This window comes from Burkholderia pyrrocinia, from assembly GCF_022809715.1.
Taxonomy (GTDB): domain Bacteria; phylum Pseudomonadota; class Gammaproteobacteria; order Burkholderiales; family Burkholderiaceae; genus Burkholderia; species Burkholderia pyrrocinia_C.
Genome location: NZ_CP094460.1, coordinates 2,884,307 through 2,903,069, shown reverse-complemented (window position 1 = coordinate 2,903,069; position 18,763 = coordinate 2,884,307). Strand labels below are relative to the sequence as shown.

The following is an 18,763-nucleotide window of genomic DNA, read 5'->3' as shown; positions in this document are numbered from 1 at the left end:
GCGCCGCTCGCGACGACCGGCGCGGCAACGCATCGCGTTCGGCTGACGGTCGTGGCGTGCCGCCCAAGCCGCCACGCTCCCTGACCGCGTGCAACCTGCGTGCCAGCCGCATGCTGGCACACGGCTTGCCTTGTTCAATACAACGCAGCGCAACGAGCGACGGCCATGAACCTGTTTGCCTATCCGTTTTACCAATGGTCTGCCGAATGCCTGCGCCCGGCGCGCGCATGGGCCGCGACCACGCGCGCGACGATGTCGCTGTGGCCCCCATCCACGTCAACGCCGACGGGTCGCATGGTCGACGCGCTGTGCGAGCTGCTCGAATGCTGCGCGTTCTCGCATCGGCGTCCGCCGTTCGGGATCGCGTCGATCGTCGTCGACGGAGAAACGGTGCCGATCGTCGAGGAGGCTGCCGCGGCCACGCCGTTCGGCACGCTGCTGCATTTCCGCAAGGCGCTGCCGGTCGCGCGCCAGCCGCGCGTGCTGATCGTCGCGCCGATGTCCGGGCATTTCGCGACGCTGCTGCGCGGCACGGTGCACACGATGCTGGCCGACCACGACGTGTACATCACCGATTGGCACAACCCGCGCGACATCCCGCTAACGGCCGGGCGCTTCGGTTTCGACGAATACGTCGAGCATGTGATCGACTTCATCCGCCAGATCGGCCCGGACACGCATGTGCTCGCGATCTGCCAGCCGACCGTCGCCGCGCTCGCGGCGGTCGCGCTGATGGCCGCCGGCGGCGATCCGGCGCAGCCCGCGAGCCTGACGCTGATGGCGGGCCCGATCGACTGCCGCGTGAATCCGACGAAGGTCAACGCGCTCGCCACGAGCCAGACGATCGAATGGTTCGCGAAGAACCTGATCAGCGTGGTGCCGGCCGGCTTCGTCGGCGCGCAGCGGTGCGTGTATCCGGGCTTCGTGCAGGTCGGCGCCTTCATGTCGATGAACCCCGATCGGCATGCGGCTTCGTTTGCCGATATGTATTACCAGCGCGCGAAAGGCGATCCCGCGAAAGCCGACACGCTGCGGCATTTCTACGACGAATACTTCGCGACGGCCGACCTCACCGCGGAGTTCTATCTGGAAACGGTCGAGAAGGTGTTCCAGCAATACGCGCTCGCGCGCGGCGAACTGACGGTGGGCGACAGGCTCGTCGAACCGGCGGCGATTCACCGCACCGCGCTGCTGACGATCGAAGGCGAGAAGGACGATATCTGCGCAGTGGGCCAGACGGTGGCCGCGCAGGAGCTGTGTTCGGGGTTGCCGCCGTATCTGAAGACGCACCATGTGCAAACGGGTGCTGGCCACTACGGCGTGTTCAACGGCAGCCGCTGGGAAACGCAGATCTATCCGATCGTGCGCGCGACGATCCACGACAACGAACCGTACGATCGCATCGCGGATGCGGAAGGCAACGCGAGCGGCACGCACTACGTCACGCTGCGCGCGCTGCTCGATGCGCGCGCAACCGAACACGATGCGGGGACCGTCGAACCCTCATCGCATCACGCCCACTGAATCCGGGCAACGACGCAACGACCGGCATCGCAAATGAATCGCCCCGCCGGGATGGCGGGGCGTGATTTCCAGCAGCCTTCAGGCGACGCGCGAGCGAATGAACCCGCGCGCCCGGCTTGCGTTACGAACAGGCCTTGCCGTGCGACGCGTGGAAGCCTTTCGCCTTCGCATCCGCTTCCGACATGTAGCTGCCGTGCTTCGTCTTGCCGTAGTACTTGTCGGTCGAGCAGTGATAGACCTTCGTGCTGTCGTTGGCCCACACCTTGCCCGCGCCACCGCCCGGCGCAGCTGCGGCGGTCGTCGCGGGGGCGCTCTTCGCCGGCGCGGCACCGGATGCAGCGGCAGCGGACGCCGCCGTTGCCGGCGCCGTCGCGGCCGGCGCGCTGGCTGCTGCCGCCGAAGATGCGCCGTACCAGGTCTTCACGCCCTTGTGGCCCGCACATGCGCCCTTCTTCGATGCGCCCGAGTAGAACGAACCGTCCTTGCACAGACCGGTCGTGCCGGCCGGCGCGCTGGCCGGAACCTGCGCGAATGCACCGATCGACACACCCATGCCGGCGACGAGCGCGGCGATCAACATCGTCTTTTTCATAGTCCTCTCCTGATTTGCCTGAATGATCAATGCGTCCCGGGCGTACCCGAGGGAAATCCCGGTTACCGCACCCAGCGGCACATGCGATGGTGGTGATGGTCGTAGTGGCACACACGGTGCGAATGGGCTTCGGCAAGCGCCGGAGCGAGAATGGCGCATGCCACTGCGGTGGCCGTCAGGATCTTCGCGATGCGCTTCATGGATTTCTCCCGGGTAGGTCAGCCGGTGATCCGGCTGGTACCTCCTTAACGCCGGCCGTCGACAGGCCGTGCACCGCGCAGCCCGCAATTGACGATCTTTGACACCACGTAACAGTCCGTCACGCGAAGCTGACGAATATCTTTCCTTTCTTTCCGGATCTTCAGCTTCGCAACCCTTCGGAATTCGAATGAATGGATCGATAGGGAAAGCAGGTCGCGGGTATCAGAAGAGCACGCGGAGGATTCCGGGACGCATCAACGAAAAAACCGCCCGAAGGCGGTCTGTCGCAAACGTGCGCACGATGCGCGTCGGTCGGCACATTCGCACCTCGGGAAACCGCCAGCTACGCACCCGTCTCGCCCCACGGCGTCGGCGGTGGCACGGCGCAAGGCCCTTCAACATCGATCGACTTGAAATCGGCGGGCCCGACGATCTCCAGATACTCCATGTCCGGCGAGTAGTCGAACAGGTAGTGGACGATCCCCGGCGCCTGATGCACGCAGTCGCCGGCGGACACCAGCGTTTCCTGCTCGCCGTACATGAAGCGCGCCCACCCCTTCAGCATGTACACAATATGGAACTCGGCCTCGTGACGGTGCCAGCCGGTGCCCGCCGTCGGTGCATGATTCGCCCTGACGAGTTGCGCGACGACCTTGCCGTTCGTCGCGGCCGCGATGCCGAGATCGCGATACAGGAAGAAGTCGCGCAGGCCTTCGCCTTGATACGCGGTGTCCTGCGGCTTCACGTGGGAAAAATGGGTGGTTGTCGGTGTGCTCATCGTGGTGCTCCTTCATCGAAAGGATCAAGCCTGACAAGCACTTAGCGTTCCAGTTTGCGACGGCGCGAAGCCGTGCAGGTTACCGCTCGTGCGTGTCGCGCAGCGGCCTTTGACGGATGCGCTCGCGCAACTGTAAGCGTACTTCAATCTCCACATCGCCCGGGACGCCATTGCGGCTTCACGGGCGATGCGCAACGCTGCCTGCTTACTTCAACCGCCCCGACAAGAACTGCCCGAGCCGTTCGCTCTTCGGATTCACGAGAATCTCCTGCGGATTCCCTTCCTCCTCGATCTTCCCCTGATGCAGGAAGATCACGTGATTCGACACGTTGCGCGCGAAGCCCATCTCGTGCGTGACGACGACCATCGTGCGGCCCTCCTCGGCGAGCTTCTGCATCACCTTCAGCACTTCGCCCACCAGCTCCGGGTCGAGCGCCGACGTCGGCTCGTCGAACAGCATCACTTCCGGCTCCATCGCCAGTGCGCGCGCGATCGCAACACGCTGCTGCTGGCCGCCCGACAGGTGCGACGGATACATGCCCTCGACGCGCGGCGCGAGGCCGACCTTCTCCAGGTACTGGCGCGCCCGCGCGATGGCCTCGTCCTTGCCGATCCCGAGCACGGCCATCGGCGCCTCGATCACGTTCTCGAGCACCGTCATGTGCGCCCACAGGTTGAAGTGCTGGAACACCATCGCGAGCTTCGTGCGCATCCGCTGAAGCTGCTTCTGGTCGGCCACGCGCAGCGCCCCGTTGCGATCGCGCGTGGTCTGGATCGGCTCGCTGCCGATCGTGATCTGCCCCGAGCACGGCTGCTCGAGGAAGTTGATGCAGCGCAGGAACGTGCTCTTGCCGGAGCCGCTCGAGCCGATGATGCTGATCACGTCGCCGGCCTTCGCCTTCATCGACACGCCCTTCAACACCTCGTTGTCGCCGAATTTCTTGTGCAGGTTATCGACTGTGAGCTTGTACATGCTTGGTCCTTCGTTGCGAATGCATTAATGGCCGCGCGGCGAGAGGTACGCGAGCCAGCGCGTCTCGAGCTTGCGGAACGCCCAGATGAGTGCGAACACGACGGCGGCGTACAGCACGGCTGCGATGCCGTAGGCCTGGAACGACATGTACGTCGCCGAGTTGACGTCGCGCGTGACCTTCAGGATGTCGGGCACGGTCGCGGTGAACGCGAGCGTGGTCGCATGCAGCATCAGGATCACCTCGTTGCTGTAGCTCGGCAGCGAGCGGCGCAGCGCGGAAGGCAGGATGATCCGCGTATAGAGCTTGAAGCGCGACATCCCGTAGGCCTGCCCGGCCTCGATCTCGCCGGCCGACGTCGCCTTGATCGCGCCCGCGAAGATCTCCGTCGCATACGCGCATTCGTTCAGCACGAACGCGAGCAGCGTGCAGTTCATCGCGTTGCGGAAGAACGTGTCGAGCAGCACGTGGTTGTGCACGACCTGCAGGCTGTAGATGCCCGTGTAGCACATCAGCAGCTGCACGTAGAGCGGCGTGCCGCGGAACACATACGTATAGAGCCATACGGGGCCCGAGATCCAGCGGTTCGACGATGCGCGTGCGATCGCGAGCGGCACGGCGAGCGCGAAACCGAGCGCGATCGACACGACCAGCAGCCACAGCGTGATCGCGAGGCCGCTGAAGCGGTAACCGTCGGTATACAGATAGCTTTGCCAGTATTGGCCGATGAGTTCGATCACAGTGCGAGCCTCCGGACGCCGACGGAATAACGCTTCTCGAGGTGATGCAGCACGACGTTGGACACCGTCGTGATCGCGAGGTAGATCGCGCCCGCGGCCAGCGTGAAGAAGAAGAAATCGAGCGTGCTCTTGCCCGCGTCCTGCGACGCCTTGACCACGTCGGCGAGGCCGATGATCGACACGAGCGCGGTGGCTTTCACGAGCACCTGCCAGTTGTTGCCGATGCCGGGCAGCGCGAAGCGCATCATCTGCGGGAACAGGATGCGATGAAACACGCGCCAGCCGCCCATCCCGTACGCGAAGCCGGCTTCGAGCTGGCCGCGCGGCACCGCGAGGAACGCGCCGCGGAACGTCTCGGTGAAGTACGCGCCGTAGATGAAGCCGAGCGTCACGACGCCGGCCGCGAACGGGTCGATGTCGATCTGGTCCCAGCCGATCAGGTCGGTCGCGTTGTTCAGCAGGATCTGGATCCCGTAGAACAGCAGCAGCATCAGCACGAGGTCCGGCACCGCGCGGATCAGCGTCGTATAGAAGGTGCCGATCGACTTGAGCACGCGGTTGGTCGACAGTTTCGCGCCCGCGCCGGCGAGCCCCAGCACGAGCGACGCGGCAAGCGACAGCACCGCGAGCTTCACGGTCTCGACCGTGCCGGCCCACAGCAGCGGGCCAAATCCTTGGAAGATCATATAAGGGGTCCAGAACGATGTGGCTGGATTGTCAATAGCCATTAACCGCGCATCAAACGATATCTACGCACTACCTGATGCAACCTGCTCATCAAGCCCGACGCATCCCGTGACGCGGGCGGCGCCCGGCAACAGACGCGGCGCGCACCGCAGCCGATGCGCGCCGCATGGACGGTCAGCCGCCGTAGACGTCGAACGCGAAGTACTTCTTCTCGAGCTTCTTGTACGTGCCGTCCTTGATGATGTCGGCGATCGCGTGGTCGATCTTCGCCTTCAGGTCGGCATCGTCCTTGCGCAGGCCGATGCCCGCGCCGTTGCCGAGCGTCTTCGGATCGTCGATATCCTTGCCGGCGAAATCGAAGTTCGCGCCGCGCGGCGTCTTCAGGAAACCGATGTCGGCCTGCACCGCGTCCTGCAGCGCCGCGTCGAGGCGGCCGGACATCAGGTCCTGGTACACGCCGTCCTGGTTCTGGTAAGGCACGACCTGCACGCCCTTCGGCGCCCAGTACGCCTTCGCGTAGGTTTCCTGAATGGTTCCCTGCTCGACGCCGACCGACTTGCCCTTCAGCGATTCGGCCGTCGGCTGCAGGTTCGCGCCTTTCTTCGCGACGAGGCGCGTCGGCGTGTTGAACAGCTTGTCGGAGAACGCGATCTGCTCGGCGCGCGCCGGCGTCATCGACATCGACGACAGCACGCCGTCGAACTTCTTCGCCTTCAGCGCCGGGATCATCCCGTCGAAGTCGTTCTCGATCCACACGCATTTCGCCTTCAGGCGAGCGCAGATCTCGTTGCCGAGATCGACGTCGAAGCCGACCACCTTGCCGCTTGCGTCCTTCGATTCGAACGGCGGATAGCTGGCGTCGACGCCGAACCGGATCGTCGACCAATCCTTGGCGTGGGCACCGACCGCGATGCAGGCAAGGGCAATACTGAGCGCGAGTTTCTTCATGGAATTCCTGTCAGAGGCGAACTGGGCCGGGGTCACGTCGGGCGGCCCGCACCGGCGCTGCCGGCACGGCGACTCCGCCGCGAACCCTTCCAACCCGGAAATCGCGCTGCCTAGCGACGCTCCAAGTTGTACATACAACTTTGCCTTTTCAGAGGCGTCGCCAGCAATCCGTGTTTATCTCTAATTGTCGGATCATTAGGGTCGCCGGCCGAGATTTTCCTTAAATTTCAATTAACTATGGATTACACGACACTGAATCCCGGCTTTCTCGATGCGTAAGGGAGCGGCCGGAAGGCACGCAACACCTGTCTAGACCTCACGCGTCGCGCCGACCGTTTCCAGCCCGACCAGCCGGTAGCCGAACTGCAGCTCCGTCAGCAGGTGCCGCGGCCTCGCCGGCACCGGTTCGAGTTTCTGCCGCAGGTTCGTCATGTACACACGTACGTAGTGCGCGCGATCCGCGTCGTGAATGCCCCATACCTCGGCCAGCAGTTGCCGCGCGGCAATCACGCCGCCGCGCGCGCGGATCAGCGCGGCGAGCAGCCGGAATTCGAGGCGCGTCAGATGGACGGGCTCGCCGCCGCGCACGACTTCATGCCGGCCGAGATCGACGGTCACGTCGCCGAACCGCACGATCGACGACGCTTGCCCGTCGGCCGACACGAACGCCGCGCGCCGCAACAGCGCACGCGCCCGCGCGAGCAGTTCGGGCACGCCGAACGGCTTCGCGAGGTAATCGTCCGCGCCCGCGTCGAGCGCGGCGACCTTCTCCACTTCCTGCTGCCGCGCCGACAGCACGATCACAGGCACCGTCGACCACTCGCGCAGCTCGCGGATGAACGCCTTGCCGTCGCCGTCCGGCAGCCCGAGATCGACGATCACGAGATCGGGCTTGCTGCTCGACGCATACATCCGCGCCTCGCGGGCCGTCGACGCCTCGCAGGCGTCGAGCCCTTCCTGTTCCAGTGCCATCCTGACGAAACGGCGGATGTCGGATTCGTCTTCGACGATAAGTACGCGCGACCTGATCATGTGTGGCTCTCATGTTCGATATCGGGCGGCGCGCCCAACGGCAGGCGAATCTCGAACCGCGCGCCGTGCGGATCGAGCGGCACCGCGCGGATCGACCCGCCGTGCGCGTTGACGATGCTGCGGCACAGCGCGAGCCCGAGCCCCACGCCGCTGATCGACGACTCCTTGCGTTCGCGCTCGAACGGCTCGAACAGCGGCTCGGTATTGCGCGCGACGAATCCAGGCCCGTCGTCCTCGACGAACACGTACAGCGTTTCGCCGAACACGCGTGCGCGCACCGACACGGCCGCATCCGCGCCCGCATACTTCGCGGCGTTGTCGAGCAGGTTCATCAGCACGCGCTCGATCAGCAGCGCGTCGACGTCGATCAGCGGCAGGTCGGCGGGCAAGTCGGCGCTCACGTCGCGGCCGGCCAGCACGCCGGCCGAATGCGCGAGCGCGCTGCCGACGATCTCGTCGAGCATGTGCCACTCGCGATTCAGCCGTACGCCTTCGCTCTGCATCCGCGCGAGATCGAGCAGGTTCACGACGAGCCCGTGCAGTGCCTCGGCCTGGTTGCGGATGCCGTGCGCGAGCGCGGCCGGCTGCCCGTCCGCCAGACGTTCCGGCCGCTCCAGCGTCTCGGCGAGCCCGCGGATTGCGGTGAGCGGCGTCTTCAGGTCGTGCGACACGGCGGCCAGCAACGCGTTGCGCAACCGCTCGCCTTCGATCCGCACGAGCGTGTGCTGCGCGACGTCGACGTAGTGCACGCGTTCGAGCGCCATCGCGATCGACGAGCACAGCGCGTCGATCAGGCGGCGATCGTCGGGGTCCGTCGGCACCGGCTGCGCGTCGCCGAACAGCACGAGCACGCCGCGCACGCGCATCGGCGCCTTCAGCGGCAGGTACTGCGCGGCCGCGCGCTCGAACGGCGCCATCCCGCACCCGGCACCGCGCACCTGCTCGTATGCCCAGCGCGCGATCGGCGTTTCCACGAACCCTGCGTGTTGGGTCGGCATCAGCCGGTCGTTCTCGTCGGGCAGCACGAGCGCGATGCGCACGCCGAGCAGCGGCGCAATCGTGCCGGTGCAGATCGATGCGATCTGCTCGGTCCCGATCGCGGCCGACAGATCGTGTGCGACCCTCGCGAGCGCGGCCGAGCGTTTCTCGTTCGCGCGCGCGGCGCGGGCCTCCGCGCGCAGGCGCGCCGCGAGTTGGCCGATCGCGAGCGCGACGGCCAGCATCAGCGCGAACGTGAATACGTATTGCGTATCGGACACCGCGAACGACAGCCGCGGCTCGACGAAGAAGAAGTCGAAGCAGCCGACGCAGACGAACGCGGCCCACGCGCCGGCCAGCCGGCCGAGCCGCAGCGCGATCAGCACGACGGTCATCAGGAACAGCATCACGACGTTCGACAGGTCGAACACGCGCAGCAGCGCGCTCGCCGCAAGCGTCGCCAGCGCGCAGACGAGCGTGGCCCACAGCAGCGGCGCCGCGTACTGCGACATCCATACGTGCGCGCGCGGGTGCGCTTCCCGCACGGCGAGCGTCGGCCGCGTGTCGGGCCCGGCGCCCGCGATGCGCTCGGCGATGCCCGCGCACGCGCGCAGCAAGAGCTGCCAGCGGCCGCGGCTCGACGCGGTTTCCAGCGGCACCCTCGCCCGTCGATTCGCTTCGTTCACGTTCACATCCATGATCGCTTCCGGCAAATGAAACGCCGAACGGCCCCGCGCACGCCGCGAAAGCGTGAGCGGGGCCGCGACGGCGCGTTCGGTCAGATAAACGGCGTCAGCAGCATGTCGATCAGCTTGATGCCGATGAACGGCGCGACGATCCCGCCCACGCCGTAGATCAGCAGGTTGCGCCCCAGCAGCGTCCCGGCCGGCTCCGCGCGATACTTCACGCCCTTCAGCGCGAGCGGAATCAGCGCGACGATGATCAACGCATTGAAAATCACCGCCGACAGGATCGCCGACGTCGGGCTGTGCAGCCCCATCACGTTCAGCGCGCCGAGCGCCGGATACGTTGCGACGAACGCGGCCGGGATGATCGCGAAATACTTCGCGAGATCGTTCGCGACGCTGAACGTGGTCAGCGCGCCGCGCGTCATGATCATCTGCTTGCCGACCTCGACCACCTGCATCAGCTTCGTCGGGTTGCTGTCGAGGTCGACCATGTTGGCCGCTTCCTTCGCCGCCTGCGTGCCGCTGTGCATCGCGACGGCCACGTCGGCCTGCGCCAGCGCGGGCGCGTCGTTGGTGCCGTCGCCCGTCATCGCGACGAGATGGCCCTTCGCCTGGTGCTCGCGGATCAGCCGCAGCTTGTCCTCGGGCGTCGCTTCGGCAAGGTAATCGTCGACGCCTGCTTCCGCCGCGATCGCTGCCGCGGTCAGCCGGTTGTCGCCGGTGATCATCACGGTCTTCACGCCGACCTTGCGCAGCTCGGCGAAGCGCGCGGCGATCCCGTGCTTGACGATGTCCTTCAGCTCGATCGTGCCGAGCACGCGCAAGCCGTCGGCGACGACGAGCGGCGTGCCGCCGCGCCGCGCGATGTCGTTGACGGCCGTCTCGACCGCGTGCGGAAACGCGCCGCCGAGCGCATCGACGTGCGCGCGGATCGCGGACGCCGCACCCTTGCGCACCTGCCGCTCGCCGATATCGAGGCCGCTCATCCGCGTGCGTGCGCTGAACGGCACCGCGATGCTGCCGTCGCTCGCGGCCACCTCCAGCGAGAAGCGCTGCTTCGCGAGCGCGACGATCGAGCGCCCTTCGGGCGTCTCGTCGGCCAGCGACGACAGTTGCGCGGCCTCGGCCAGCGCACGCTCCTCCACGCCGGGAGCCGGCCGGAACTGCACGGCCTCGCGGTTGCCGAGCGTGATCGTGCCGGTCTTGTCGAGCAGCAGCACGTCGACGTCGCCGGCCGCTTCGATCGCGCGCCCCGACGTCGCGAGCACGTTCGCGCGCATCATGCGGCTCATCCCGGCGATGCCGATCGCCGACAGCAGCGCGCCGATCGTCGTCGGGATCAGGCAGACCAGCAGCGCGATCAGCACGGTCAGGCTCACGGCCGCGCCCGACGCGTTGAGCAGCACGCTGAACTGCGAGAACGGCAGCAGCGTCACGCACACGAGCAGGAAGATGATCGTCAGCGCGACGAGCAGGATCGTCAGCGCAATCTCGTTCGGCGTCTTGCCGCGTTTCGCGCCTTCGACCATCGCGATCATCCGGTCGAGAAACGCTTCGCCGGGTTGCGCGGTGATCTTCACGACGATCCAGTCGGACAGCACGCGCGTGCCGCCCGTCACCGACGAGAAATCCCCGCCGGATTCGCGGATCACCGGAGCCGATTCGCCGGTAATTGCCGATTCGTCGACCGACGCGACGCCGTCGATCACTTCGCCGTCGGCAGGAATCGTGTCGCCGGCCTCGACGAGCACGATGCTGCCGGCGGCGAGCTCGTCGCTCGGCACGCGATGGCTGGTGCTGCCGTATTGCTTCGGCTCGTCGAGCACCTTCGCGTACACGCGCTTGCGCGCCGCGCGCAGCGCGTCGGCCTGCGCCTTGCCGCGCCCTTCGGCCAGCGCCTCGGCCGCGTTCGCGAACAGCACGGTGAACCACAGCCAGCACGCGACCGCGAAGATGAAGCCGGCCGGCGCATCGCCGGTGCCGGTCAGCGCCTGCAGCCACAGCGCGGTCGTGACGATGCTGCCGAGATAGACGACGAACATCACCGGGTTTTTCAGCTGCACGCGCGGCGAGAGCTTGCGGACCGCCTCGCGCAGCACGGCGGTCCAGCGCATCGGCGGCACGCCGCCGATCGGCATGGCCGCGGGGTTGATCGGGGTTTCGATATGGGACATGAGTGACTCCGTTATTCCTGCTCTTTCTGCGCGCCGGCTGCGTGGCCGAATGCATGGTCGAGCGCGAGGTTCAGGTCGAGCACGCGCACGCGCGGTTCGCCGAGCACGCCGAGCTGGCGCGGTGCGGCGATGCGATCGACCAGCGCCGTGACCTTCGCGGCATCGATGCCGCGCGCATGGGCGACCCGCGCCGCCTGCAGCCGCGCGTTCGCGACCGAGATCTCCGGATCGAGCCCCGACGCGGACGCGGTGACGGCGTCCACCGGCACCGGCGTGCCGTCGGCGAGCGCGTTCTGCTGCCGGTACGCACGCACACGCTGCTCAATATCCGCGAGCAGCTTCTTGCTGGTTGCGCCCTGGTTGCTCGCGCCGCTGCCGGCCGCGTTGTACGGCTGGTCGACCGTCTTCGACGGATCGGCCGGATCGGTGCCGACCGTCGCGCTCGGCCGCGCATGGAAGTAGCCGGCGCGCGTGAAGTCCTGTCCGATCACCGCGGAGCCGATCGTCGTGCCGTCACGCTGGACGAGACTGCCGCGCGCCTGCGCCGGGAACAGCACGTTCGCGACGCCCGTGGTCAGCAGCGGATACGCGATGCCGGTGACGAGCATGAACAGCACCGACGATGCGATCACGGGCCGCACGAGGCCGCGCGTCGCCGCGCCGAACGAAGAACCGGGTGCCGGCGCGGCGACGGCCGCTGCCTGGCGATTGCGTTGCATCATGATGTTTCCCTCAGAACAGTTGGCCGCCCGACATCAGCAGGTGCTCGACGACCGGGCCGAGCGCGAGCGCGGGCAGGAACGTGAGACCGCCGACGACGAGGATCACGAAGATCAGCAGGCCGGCGAACAGGCCGGTCGACGTCGACAGCGTGCCGGCGCTTTCGGGCACGCTCTTCTTCGCGGCGAGGCTGCCCGCGACCGCGAGCATCGGCAGCAGCGTCAGGTAGCGGCCGATCAGCATCGCGAAACCGATCGTCGTATTGAAGAACGGCGTGTTCGCGTTCAGGCCCGCGAACGCGGAGCCGTTGTTCGCCGTGCCTGACGTGTACGCGTACAGCACTTCGCTGAAACCGTGCGGCCCGAGGTTCGCGAGGCTGTTCATCGTCGCAGGCAACATCGCGGCCAGCGCGGTGAAGCCGAGGATGCTGAACGGATGTGCGAGCACCGCGAGCATCACGAGCTTCATCTCGCGCGCCTCGATCTTCTTGCCGAGAAACTCCGGCGTGCGGCCGATCATCATCCCGACGAGGAACACCGTGAGGATTGCGAACGTGAACAGGTTGATCAACCCGACACCGTCGCCGCCGAACACGTTGTTCAGCATCATCTGCGCGATCGGCACGAGCCCGCCGAGCGGCGTCAACGAGTCGTGCATTGCGTCGACCGAGCCGGTGGTCGCGGCCGTCGTGACGGTCGCGAACAGGCTCGTCTGCGCGATGCCGAAGCGCATCTCCTTGCCTTCCATGTTGCCGCCCGGCTGCACGGCGCTCATCTGCTGGTCGACGCCGAGCCCGGTCAGCAGCGGATTGCCGTGCTGCTCGGCCTGGTAGATCACGGCGAGGAAGCCGACGAACATCACGACGAACGCGCCGAGGATCACCCAGCCCTGGCGGCGCCGGCCGATCATCGTGCCGAGCGTATAGGTCAGCGCGGACGGAATCAGCAGCATCGACAGCATATGCAGCGTGTTGGTGAGCGGCGTCGGGTTCTCGAACGGATGCGCGGCGTTCATGCTGAAGAAGCCGCCGCCGTTCGTGCCGATGTGCTTGATCGATTCGAGGCTCGCAACCGGCCCCATCACGATCTGCTGGCGCGCACCTTCGAGCGTGGTCGCCCACGCGTCGGACGCGAGCGTCTGCGGCATGCCCTGCCACACGTACACGAGCGCCATCACGAAGCTGAGCGGCAGCAGCACGCGGTAGGTCACGCGCGTGAAATCGACCCAGTAGTTGCCGATGTCGGCCGCGCTCTTGCGGCTCAGCCCGCGAATGAAGCCGCCCGCGGCCGCGATGCCGGTCGCGGCGCTGACCATCATCAGGAACGTGATGACGGCCATCTGCGAGAAGTTCGACAGGCTGCTCTCGCCCGCATACGCCTGCCAGTTCGTGTTCGTGATGAACGACGCGGCCGTGTTGAATGCGAGGTCGGGGCTTTGCGCGGCGCGCTGCAGCGCATCGAACGGCAGCGCGTCCTGGATGCGCAGCAGCAGATAGCCGAGCAGCATCATCGCGGCATTGCCGAGCAGCAGCACCATCCCGTAGCGCTGCCACGACATCGCTTCGTCGGGATTCACGCCGAGCAGCGCATAGGTGCGGCGTTCGACCCACGCGTGGCGCGGGCTCGTAAAGGCGTGCGCCAGCCATTTCCCGACGACGGGCACCAGCGCCAGCATGATCGCGAGAACGATCGCGAATTGAATCAGATTGTTGAACATGTCGACACTCGCTCAGATCCGGTCGAGACCGGTGATGAAACCGGCCGTCAATGCGAAGAACGCAAGCGTGAACAGTACGAAAAGCAGATCGCTCATGACATTCACCGATATTTTCGAATTCCTGTTGAATCGTGCCGATCAATACCGCTCGGGCTTGATCAATGCATGAAACAGATAGATAAAGAGCGCGATCGATACCGCGCCGGTGATCCACAACATGGCTTTCCCCTTTGTTCGTATGCGCGGAATATCCACGCGATCGTCTGCGTATCGGGCCTTGCCGCGTCGGCGCGGGCCCGAGTGACGCCCCCATGCTCATCTGGAGAATGGGATGCGACAGTGTAGAAATCCGCGTATCAAAGCGGTGTTCAATTTCCTTACGGGGAATAAAAAAGCTGTAAAGACGAAAGCCGGCTGGCGGAGTGTTTTTATGCGTTCTTTTCAGCGGCGGTGCGAGTCTATACACCGTATCGTCACGGCGATTCCTAGAATGAGAGCCATGTCCACACGAGATCTCCGCGGTGCGGAGCACGATGCGACCCGGGGATGAACGCATGAAACCGACCAGAACCGAATCCGCCGCCTCACGCGATCTGCCGCCGGTTCGTGCGCGGCGCCGGTGCCCCGCGGACGACCTCGTGCTGCTGTCGATCCGCGTCGAATCGGACAATCTCGCCGTCGTGCGGCGCCTGCTGCATCAGGCTGTCGGCGCCGCGCTCAATTTCTATACGGCCGCGCTCGACAAACGCACCGGGCGCGCGTGCATCGAGCTCGAAGTCGCGCGGTCGCAGGCATCGCCGGCGATCATGGCGATCCTCCGCCTGCTGCCGGCCGCCGAGTTCGGCACGATCCGCCTGTTGCAGCACTAGCCGGCAGCCGTTTCGGCCGCGCGACGCCTCCCTTTCATCGATTCGAACGCACGCATCCGGCACGAACGGGCGCGGTTCTTCACGAACCGAACGCGTTCGCGCCGGCGCGCGCGACGGATCGTCGTTCCCGTCGTTACGGGCCTTTCCCAGGAAGCACAAACAATGAAAAAAGCAGTCGTCGGTACCCTCTCCCTCGCGTTCTTCGGCGCCGCCGCGCATGCGCAAAGCAGCGTCACGCTCTACGGGATGCTGGATGCCGGTATCGCCTATACGAACAACCAGTCGGGCAAAAGCGTGTGGCAGCAAGGCAGCGGCCTGCTGTCGAATACGGTCTTCGGGCTGAGCGGCAACGAGGATCTCGGCGGCGGCCTGCATGCGCTGTTCCGCCTCGAGAACGGCTTCAACCTGAACAACGGCACGCAGTCCTACCGGAACACGATGTTCGGCCGCCGTGCGTACGTCGGCCTGCAAAGCGACCAATACGGCGCGCTGACGCTCGGCCGGCAATACGACTCCGTGGTCGACTATCTCGGCCCGCTGGCAATGGCGAACAACGGCGACGGCAACAACCTCGCGTCGCATCCGTTCGACAATGACAACATCGACGATTCGTTCTACATCGACAACGCGGTGAAATACACGAGCCCGACGCTCGCCGGCTGGCAGTTCGGCGGCCTGTACGGGTTCAGCAACGCGGCCGGTGGCTTCGCGAACAACCGCGCGTACAGCGCGGGCGTGTCGTATGCGAACGGGCCGGTCAGCCTCGGCGCGGCGTACCTGCAGCTCAACCGCGGCGGGCTGACGGCCGGCGGTGCGCTGTCGACGAACGATGCGCCGAACTTCCCCGCCGTGCGCCAGCGCGTGGTGGGCGCCGGCGGCAGCTATGCGTTCGACCGGCTGACGGTCGGTGCACTGTGGACGCATTCGATGTTCGACGAAACGGCCGCGTCGTCGCTGCCCGGCGCGCTGAACGCGCTGCGCTTCGACAACTACGAGATCAACGCGCGCTATGCGCTGACGCCGGCGGTCTCGTTCGCGGGCGCCTATACGTTCACCGAAGGCCGCTACGACGACGCGACCGGCAGCCACCGGCCGAAATGGCACCAGGTAACGCTGATGGCCGACTACGCGCTGAGCAAGCGCACCGACGTGTATGCGGAAACCGTGTACCAGCACCAGTTCGGCGTGCCGTCGGGCGCGCCGCTCGGGTTCGCGAACGTCACCGGGCTCGCGGCTTCGTCGACGAATACGCAGGTGGTCGCAACGGTCGGCATCCGGCATCGGTTCTGACCGCGCACAGGCCATCGAAGGCCGGCCGCCCTGTGCAATCCCGCATGGACGCGCGCCGGCCGAACAGGGATCATTCGGGGAATCCGGGCCCGCGCGCCCGCGAAACCGGTACACTCGGCGCCGGGCGCGCGCCGGATCGGCATTCGGCGGCGGGCCGCTGCCGACTCTCGAATCGCGATCCCATGACTACACCGATCTATCAGGAAATCAAGGACTTCATCCTCGCGCGGATTCATGCCGGCGAGTGGGCGGAAGGCGACCAGGTGCCGTCGGAGAACGAGCTCGCGCGCGAATTCAACGTCGCGCGGATGACCGTCAACCGCGCGCTGCGCGAGCTGACGGCCGAACAGGTGCTCACGCGCACGCGCGGCTCGGGCACGTATGTCGCATCGCCGAAGTACGAATCGACGCTCGTCGCGATCCGCAGCATCTCCGACGAAGTCGCCGCGCGCGGCCACGGCTATCGCGCGCAGGTGCTGCAGGTCGGCGCGGCCGTCGCCGATGCGAAGCTCGCCGACGAGCTGCAGCTCGACACCGGCAGCCCGATCTTCCATTCGCGCGTGTTGCATTTCGAGAACGACACGCCCGTGCAGCTCGAGGAGCGCTGGGTCAATCCGGCCTGCGCGCCCGAATACGCGTTGCAGGACTTCACGACGACGACGCCGAACCAGTACCTGACGCGCGTCGCGCCGTTGCAGCGCGTCGAATACCGGATCGAGGCCGCGATGCCCGACGCCGAAACGCGCCGCCATCTGACGATGGACGACCGCGAACCGTGCCTGCTGTTGCATCGGCGCACGTGGTCGCAAGGGTTGGTCGCGTCGGTCGCCAATCTGTGGCACCCGGGCAGCCGTTACCGGTTCACCGGGCATTTCTGACGCGCGACCTCACCGCGCGCCGGGGCGCGCCCATCGCTCGATCATGCCGACCGCCAGCTTCAAGCCGTCCTCTTGAGCGATGCGCTCGCCTAGTTCCATTGCACGCGCTTTCGTGTCGGCGCGCTCGGCAAACGCGATAGCCCGCGCAAGCGCGGCACCGTCCACGCGCCGCCCCGCGACCGGCGCATCCGCGACGCCGAGCCGCCGCAGCCGGTTCGCCCAGAAGAACTGATCGCCCGCGAACGGCACGACGATCGACGGAATGCCCGCCCGCGCGGCCGAATGCGTGGTGCCCGATCCGCCGTGATGGATCGCCATCGACACGCGCGGGAACAGCCAGTCGTGCGGCGTGTCGCCGATCACGCGGACGTGCGCCGGCAGCAGCGACGCATCGATGCCGCTCCAGCCCGGATAGAACAGCGCGCGCCGGCCGTCGAGCGCACGCACCAGCGCGTCGGCCATCGCCGCGCGGTCGAAGCCGGCCATGCTGCCGAAGCCGATGTACACCGGCGAATCGCCCGAATCGAGAAAGGTGGAAAGTTCAGGCGACGGCGCCCATGCACTTGCATCGATACGCCATTGCCCGCATGCAAGCACCTGCGACGGCCAGTCGGCCGGGCCGAATAGCAGCGCCGGCGATACGCCGTACAGCATCGGATGATCGGTCCACACCCGCTTGCGCGGCGGCAGCCCGCATACGCTTGCGCGCGCCGCATTCGTCGCTTTCCTGAATGCCTGCCACAGCAGTGCATTGACGAACCGGTGGCTCGCGCGGTTCAGCCAGCGCGGCAGCTTGCCCGGCGGCAGGAACGGCGACGCGAATTCGGCGGTCGGCGTGATCGGGATCATGCCGGTGCCGATCGCCGGCACGCGGCGATATTCGGCGACCGATAACCCGACGAACGACGCGAGCCCGGACACGAGGATCGCATCGCAACCGGCCGATGCGTCAGCGATTTCGCGCATCCATGCGGCCGTGTTCGCATTCGCGATCGCCGCGAGCGCCTTCGACGTGTCGTTGAAACCGCCGCGCCCGCGCACCGCGTCCGACAACGCGCCGTCCGGTGCGATCGCGCGGCGGATATCGCCGGACAACGGCGCCGACGGCACGCCGAGCGCGTCGGCCGAACCGAGCGTCGCGGCATCGGCCAGCAGCCGGACATCGTGGCCGGCATCCATCAGCGCGCGGCCGAGCGCCGCGAGCGGGCGCGTATCGCCTTCGGTGCCGTAGGTGGCGATGACAAGCTTCATGCGTGACTCCTCGTTCCATCGACGGGAACTGGTGGATCTCAAAAAATGCACGTCGTATACTAATGCAATTCATGCACTTTCAGCAGATCCCCATCATGCCGATTCCGACCGAAGATCCGGGCCGCCGCGCGCGCAAGCGCATCCAGATGCTCGCGCATCTCGCCGCCACCGGCGCGCGCCTGTTCGATGCGCACGGCTACGAAGCCGTCACGATGGAACAGATCGCCGCGCAGGCCGATGTCGCGAAGCGCACGCTATACAACCACTTTCCGACGAAGGAAGCCGTGCTCGCGCACTGGCTCGAAGGCGAGCTCGCGCGTGACCTCGCGCATCTGCAGCGCGACGTCGCGCGGCGCAAGACCTTTGCGTCGCGCATCGGCTGCGTGCTCGACGCGTCGGCCGCATGGTGCGAGCAGCATCCGGTGTACCTGCTCGCGTATCTGCGGCACCGCTTCCTGAGCATCGGTGCTGTCGAACCTGAAAACGGCGGGGAGAACGGCAGCGATATCGCACTGGTGTGGCAGCAACTGATCGCCGCGGGGCAGCAGTCCGGCGAACTGAACGCGACGCTGCGGGCCGACCAGCTTGCGACGTGGTTCCATCACCTGTATCTCGCGGCGATGCTGCGCTGGCTGACGGTGCCGGGGCTGTCGCTGAAACGGGAGTTTCAGTCGGTCGCGAAATTGTTTATTGAAGGCGCGCAAGCGCAACGCTGAGCGGTGCAT

19 protein-coding genes are annotated in these 18,763 nt (G+C 66.5%); 5 read left to right on the top strand and 14 right to left on the bottom strand.

Features of this window, described 5'->3' with window-relative positions:
- The first annotated feature begins 165 nt into the window (after positions 1–165).
- On the top strand, positions 166–1,524 hold the full coding sequence (locus tag MRS60_RS29930; protein WP_243566184.1) for a polyhydroxyalkanoate depolymerase: 1,359 nt from the start codon (positions 166–168) through the stop codon (positions 1,522–1,524).
- 121 nt (positions 1,525–1,645) lie between these two features.
- On the opposite strand, the gene MRS60_RS29925 is transcribed toward MRS60_RS29930, so the two are convergent.
- From MRS60_RS29925 to kdpF, 13 genes are all read right to left on the bottom strand, one after another.
- Complete coding sequence (locus MRS60_RS29925) at positions 1,646–2,116, bottom strand: DUF3761 domain-containing protein (RefSeq protein ID WP_034182164.1); 471 nt, start codon at positions 2,114–2,116, stop codon at positions 1,646–1,648.
- 62 nt (positions 2,117–2,178) lie between these two features.
- Positions 2,179–2,316: an HHHH-motif protein gene (locus tag MRS60_RS29920; protein WP_217588953.1), complete on the bottom strand. Its 138-nt coding sequence runs from the start codon at positions 2,314–2,316 to the stop codon at positions 2,179–2,181.
- Positions 2,317–2,660: 344 nt separating this feature from the next.
- Positions 2,661–3,095, bottom strand: a complete 435-nt coding sequence (locus MRS60_RS29915) for a cupin domain-containing protein (protein WP_034182163.1) — start codon at positions 3,093–3,095, stop codon at positions 2,661–2,663.
- 205 nt (positions 3,096–3,300) lie between these two features.
- Positions 3,301–4,068 carry an ABC transporter ATP-binding protein gene (locus MRS60_RS29910; RefSeq protein ID WP_217588952.1) on the bottom strand — a complete coding sequence of 256 codons (768 nt, stop codon included), beginning with the start codon at positions 4,066–4,068 and terminating at the stop codon, positions 3,301–3,303.
- 24 nt (positions 4,069–4,092) lie between these two features.
- Entirely contained in the window at positions 4,093–4,806 is a 714-nt protein-coding gene (locus MRS60_RS29905; RefSeq protein ID WP_243566183.1) for an ABC transporter permease, read from the bottom strand.
- Positions 4,803–5,492, bottom strand: a complete 690-nt coding sequence (locus tag MRS60_RS29900) for an ABC transporter permease (protein ID WP_105389654.1) — start codon at positions 5,490–5,492, stop codon at positions 4,803–4,805. Before MRS60_RS29900 ends, MRS60_RS29905 begins: the two co-directional genes overlap by 4 nt.
- Before the next feature lie 175 nt (positions 5,493–5,667).
- Complete coding sequence (locus MRS60_RS29895; RefSeq protein ID WP_034182159.1) at positions 5,668–6,441, bottom strand: ABC transporter substrate-binding protein; 774 nt, start codon at positions 6,439–6,441, stop codon at positions 5,668–5,670.
- A 309-nt stretch (positions 6,442–6,750) separates the two neighbouring features.
- Entirely contained in the window at positions 6,751–7,473 is a 723-nt protein-coding gene (locus MRS60_RS29890; RefSeq protein ID WP_034182158.1) for a response regulator, read from the bottom strand.
- A complete protein-coding gene (locus tag MRS60_RS29885) occupies positions 7,470–9,149 on the bottom strand; it encodes a DUF4118 domain-containing protein (protein WP_243566182.1) in 1,680 nt (559 codons plus the stop codon). Before MRS60_RS29885 ends, MRS60_RS29890 begins: the two co-directional genes overlap by 4 nt.
- An 80-nt stretch (positions 9,150–9,229) precedes the next feature.
- On the bottom strand, positions 9,230–11,278 hold the full coding sequence (kdpB, locus tag MRS60_RS29880; protein ID WP_243566844.1) for a potassium-transporting ATPase subunit KdpB: 2,049 nt from the start codon (positions 11,276–11,278) through the stop codon (positions 9,230–9,232).
- A 47-nt stretch (positions 11,279–11,325) separates the two neighbouring features.
- Positions 11,326–12,036: a potassium-transporting ATPase subunit KdpC gene (gene kdpC, locus MRS60_RS29875; RefSeq protein WP_243566181.1), complete on the bottom strand. Its 711-nt coding sequence runs from the start codon at positions 12,034–12,036 to the stop codon at positions 11,326–11,328.
- A gap of 10 nt (positions 12,037–12,046) precedes the next feature.
- The gene (kdpA, locus tag MRS60_RS29870) at positions 12,047–13,750 is read right to left on the bottom strand and encodes a potassium-transporting ATPase subunit KdpA (RefSeq protein WP_105389658.1); all 1,704 of its coding nucleotides are present in this window, start codon (positions 13,748–13,750) and stop codon (positions 12,047–12,049) included.
- 138 nt (positions 13,751–13,888) lie between these two features.
- A complete protein-coding gene (gene kdpF, locus MRS60_RS35245; protein ID WP_063835069.1) occupies positions 13,889–13,969 on the bottom strand; it encodes a K(+)-transporting ATPase subunit F in 81 nt (26 codons plus the stop codon).
- 335 nt (positions 13,970–14,304) lie between these two features.
- Between kdpF and MRS60_RS29865 the strand changes: the two genes are divergently transcribed.
- The 3 genes from MRS60_RS29865 (at position 14,305) to hutC (ending at position 16,787) form a co-directional block, all read left to right on the top strand.
- On the top strand, positions 14,305–14,619 hold the full coding sequence (locus MRS60_RS29865; RefSeq protein WP_243566180.1) for a hypothetical protein: 315 nt from the start codon (positions 14,305–14,307) through the stop codon (positions 14,617–14,619).
- 162 nt (positions 14,620–14,781) lie between these two features.
- Positions 14,782–15,909: a porin gene (locus tag MRS60_RS29860; protein ID WP_243566179.1), complete on the top strand. Its 1,128-nt coding sequence runs from the start codon at positions 14,782–14,784 to the stop codon at positions 15,907–15,909.
- Positions 15,910–16,091: 182 nt separating this feature from the next.
- Positions 16,092–16,787 carry a histidine utilization repressor gene (hutC, locus tag MRS60_RS29855; protein ID WP_011548284.1) on the top strand — a complete coding sequence of 232 codons (696 nt, stop codon included), beginning with the start codon at positions 16,092–16,094 and terminating at the stop codon, positions 16,785–16,787.
- A 9-nt stretch (positions 16,788–16,796) separates the two neighbouring features.
- Here hutC and MRS60_RS29850 read toward each other — a convergent pair whose 3' ends face one another.
- Positions 16,797–18,038 carry a glycosyltransferase gene (locus MRS60_RS29850; RefSeq protein ID WP_243566178.1) on the bottom strand — a complete coding sequence of 414 codons (1,242 nt, stop codon included), beginning with the start codon at positions 18,036–18,038 and terminating at the stop codon, positions 16,797–16,799.
- A 95-nt stretch (positions 18,039–18,133) separates the two neighbouring features.
- On the opposite strand from MRS60_RS29850, the gene MRS60_RS29845 reads away from it, so the two are divergent.
- Complete coding sequence (locus MRS60_RS29845) at positions 18,134–18,754, top strand: TetR/AcrR family transcriptional regulator (RefSeq protein ID WP_243566177.1); 621 nt, start codon at positions 18,134–18,136, stop codon at positions 18,752–18,754.
- The last annotated feature ends 9 nt before the right edge of the window (positions 18,755–18,763 follow it).